The organism is Rhodoferax sp. (genome assembly GCF_037143375.1).
GTDB lineage: Bacteria > Pseudomonadota > Gammaproteobacteria > Burkholderiales > Burkholderiaceae_C > Rhodoferax.
Genome location: NZ_JBAWYV010000242.1, coordinates 1 through 3,448 on the forward strand (window position 1 = coordinate 1; position 3,448 = coordinate 3,448).

Sequence of the window (3,448 nt, forward strand, 5' to 3'; positions counted from 1 at the left end):
CCCCAATTGACGCCGGTGATGTGAAAGTCGGGCTCGTTGGCACCGCAAATCCAGTCGCTCATGACGGCCACATCGCGGTCCACCACCAGGTTGACCGGCTTCAACAGACCGATCGGGCCGAGGTAGCCGGGCTTGCAGCCAAAGTGGTCTTCAATTTCAGGAACGGTGGCAAAACGGAAGGCATCGAGGCCGGGCAATTTGCCGACCTTGACTTCGTTCATGTCGTGGTCGCCGCGCAGCAGCAGCAGCCAGACCTGGGTTTTAACGACTTCGCCTTCTTTGCTCAAGGTGTCGGTGGCCAGCACCAGCGATTTGACGGTGTTTTGCAGGGGCAGGCCCAGCAACTCGGCCACATCGGCACAGGTGCTTTTGCCAGGGGTCGCGGTTTTGGTCATGGCGAGCGCCGCCTCTGCGCGGGGGCCGACCGGTGCCAGGGCCTCGGCTTTTTCCATGTTGGCGGCGTAGTCGCTGGTGGGGCAATAGACGATGGCGTCTTCGCCGGTGGCGGCAATCACCTGGAACTCTTCGCTCAAATCGCCCCCAATGGCACCGCTGTCGGCGGCCACAGCGCGGTAGGTCAGGCCAAATCGGTCAAAAATTTTGCGGTAGGCCCCGGCCATCACCTGGTAGCTGGCCTTGGCAGACGCTTGATCACGGTCAAAGCTGTAGGCGTCTTTCATGATGAATTCGCGCCCGCGCATCAGGCCAAAACGGGGGCGGCGCTCGTCGCGGAACTTGGTTTGAATCTGGTAAAAGTTTTTGGGCAGTTGCTTGTAACTTTTGATTTCCTGGCGCGCGATGTCGGTCACCACCTCTTCGCTGGTGGGCTGAATCACAAAATCACGACCGTGGCGGTCTTTGATGCGGAGCATCTCGGGTCCCATTTTCTCAAAACGGCCAGTCTCGGCCCACAGTTCAGCCGGTTGCACCACCGGCATGCTGAGTTCGACAGCACCAGCGCGGTTCATTTCTTCGCGCACGATGGCCTCCACCTTGCGCACCACGCGCAGGCCCATTGGCATCAGGCTGTAAATGCCCGCGCCGAGTTTTTTGATCATGCCGGCACGCATCATCAGCTTGTGGCTGACCACCTCGGCGTCCGCTGGCGCTTCTTTGAGGGTGGAGATAAAGAATTGGGATGCTTTCATGGCGTACTCAGGAAATAAGAGAGGGCTTCGCCCCTTGTTGCACCGCGCTTGCTGTGCATAATGGACGAAGTTTAAAAATTGGGGTTTGATTATGCTTGACCGTGACGGCTTTAGGCCGAACGTCGGCATCGTCCTGCTCAACCAGAAAAATCAGGTGTTCTGGGGCAAGCGAATTCGTACACACTCTTGGCAGTTTCCGCAGGGTGGCATTGATCGGGGTGAAACCCCCGAGCAAGCCATGGTGCGTGAACTCCATGAAGAGACGGGGCTCCTTCGGGAGCATATTCGCATCGTTGCCCGCACCCGAGACTGGTTGCGCTACGAGGTGCCGGACAGATTTATTCGCCGCGATGCGCGCGGCTTTTACAAAGGCCAGAAACAGATCTGGTTCTTGCTTCAACTGGTGGGTCACGACTGGGATTTGAACCTGCGCGCCACCAACCACCCCGAGTTCGATGCCTGGCGTTGGAACGATTATTGGGTTCCGCTGGACGCCGTTGTGGAGTTCAAACGCGGCGTTTACGAAATGGCACTGACTGAGTTGGCCCGTTATTTGCCACGAAACGAACACAGAAACCGGTTCTTGCGACAGGGTTTGCGTCCGCACGAACAGGATTTGGAGCAGGAAGCCATGCCTGGCGCGAGCTTAGAATTACCGCCCGGAGGCTCTTTCGAGCCCGATCCCCAGACGGGCTATGGCCCGGACTTGAACCAGAAAACAAATGAAATTTAACAAGCTTGTATGGCTGACCTTGACGCTGTTGGCGTTTGGCGTTTCAGCCCAGGAAGAAAAGCTTGACTGGCAAGAAAGCGAAGCACCACCAGCGCCGACTTTCAACAAAGACCGCTTGCTTGCGCTCGACATGCCACGCTATGTCACTTTGCAGTTTGGCGTTGATCCAGCCACCTTGGTTATTACGCCAGATGGCATCGTGCGTTATGTGGTGGTCGCCTCCAACGCGAGTGGCTCCATCAGTGCCATGTATGAAGGCATTCGTTGCGCTACGGGAGAAGTCAAAACGTATGCCCGTTTTTCATCCAGCGGCAAGTGGTCGCCGGTTCAAGACCCGCAGTGGCGGGGTTTGAATGAGAATGCGCCTTCCCGCCATGCACTGGCACTGGCCAACCAAGGGGTCTGCGAAAGTTCGTCGATTGCGGCAAGCTCTGTTGACGCCATTGTCAAAGCACTCAAGGATTCCCGGCCAGGTTTGACGCGCTAACTTCAAACTTGGCAGGCAAAGCCCCGCAAGCTAAAAGTGGGGCTATTCTTACCGGGTCAGCACCAGATTGTCACGGTGCACCATCTCAGGCTCGGCCGCGTAGCCCAGCAGCTTTTCATACTCGCTGGAAGGTTTGCGGCAAATCAGCCGGGCCTCGACGCTGGCGTAATTGGCCAGTCCGCGCGCCACTTCAGTACCATGAGCATCTCGAATGGCAATCACATCACCGCGTGAAAAATCGCCCTCAACCGAGGTCATGCCAATCGGCAACAGGCTTTTACCTTCGTCGCGAACTTTGGCGACCGCCCCGCTGTCCACGGTGACGGAACCACGCAACTGAAGGTGGTCGGCAATCCACTGTTTGCGAGCTTGCGTTTTTTGAGTTTGTGCCACCAGCAGTGTGCCGATGGCCTCGCCTTGGGTCAGGCGCACCAAGACATCGGGCGCACGGCCCCAGGCGATCACGGTGGAGGCGCCCGAGCCCGCCGCCCGCTTGGCCGCCAAAATTTTGGTGATCATGCCGCCACGGCCCAGACTTGAGCCAGCACCACCCGCCATCAACTCCAGCGCGGGATCACCGGCTTTAGCTTCATGGACAAATTGGGCCGACGGGTCTTTGCGTGGATCGGCGGTAAACAGACCTTGTTGGTCAGTCAAGATCACCAGCGCATCGGCTTCGACCAGGTTGGCCACCAACGCACCCAAGGTGTCGTTGTCGCCAAACTTGATCTCGTCATTGACCACGGTGTCGTTTTCGTTGATGACCGGCACCACCCCCAGCTTGATCAGGGTCAGCAGGGTGGAGCGCGCGTTGAGATAACGCTCGCGGTCGGCCAAATCTGCGTGGGTGAGGAGCACCTGCGCGCTGCCCAGCCCGTTTTCACGCAATTTGGTTTCGTACATCTGGGCCAAGCCCATTTGACCCACGGCTGCGGCAGCCTGAAGTTCATGGATGGCTTGGGGCCGTGTGGCCCAACCCAAACGTTTCATGCCCTCGGCAATGGCACCGCTGGAGACCATGATGACCTCGCGCCCACCACGCACCAGAATCGACATCTGACGGCACCATTCGCCGATGGC

4 protein-coding genes are annotated in these 3,448 nt (G+C 58.3%); 2 read left to right on the forward strand and 2 right to left on the reverse strand.

The features are described from left to right. Nucleotides 1-1,148, reverse strand: a 1,148-nt coding sequence (gene proS, locus WCG50_RS18380) for a proline--tRNA ligase (RefSeq protein ID WP_336901047.1), incomplete at its 3' end; no start/stop codon positions are given. Between the two features lie 91 nt (nucleotides 1,149-1,239). Between proS and WCG50_RS18385 the strand changes: the two genes are divergently transcribed. Together WCG50_RS18385 and WCG50_RS18390 are read left to right on the forward strand one after the other, a co-directional pair. Next, a complete protein-coding gene (locus WCG50_RS18385; protein WP_336901048.1) occupies nucleotides 1,240-1,881 on the forward strand; it encodes an RNA pyrophosphohydrolase in 642 nt (213 codons plus the stop codon). After that, nucleotides 1,871-2,368, forward strand: coding sequence for a CNP1-like family protein (locus WCG50_RS18390; RefSeq protein ID WP_336901049.1), 498 nt, complete (start codon nucleotides 1,871-1,873; stop codon nucleotides 2,366-2,368). The genes WCG50_RS18385 and WCG50_RS18390 overlap by 11 nt, the downstream gene beginning before the upstream one ends. Nucleotides 2,369-2,416: 48 nt before the next feature. On the opposite strand, the gene proB is transcribed toward WCG50_RS18390, so the two are convergent. Further along, on the reverse strand, nucleotides 2,417-3,448 hold a 1,032-nt coding region (gene proB, locus WCG50_RS18395), incomplete at its 5' end, for a glutamate 5-kinase (RefSeq protein WP_336901050.1).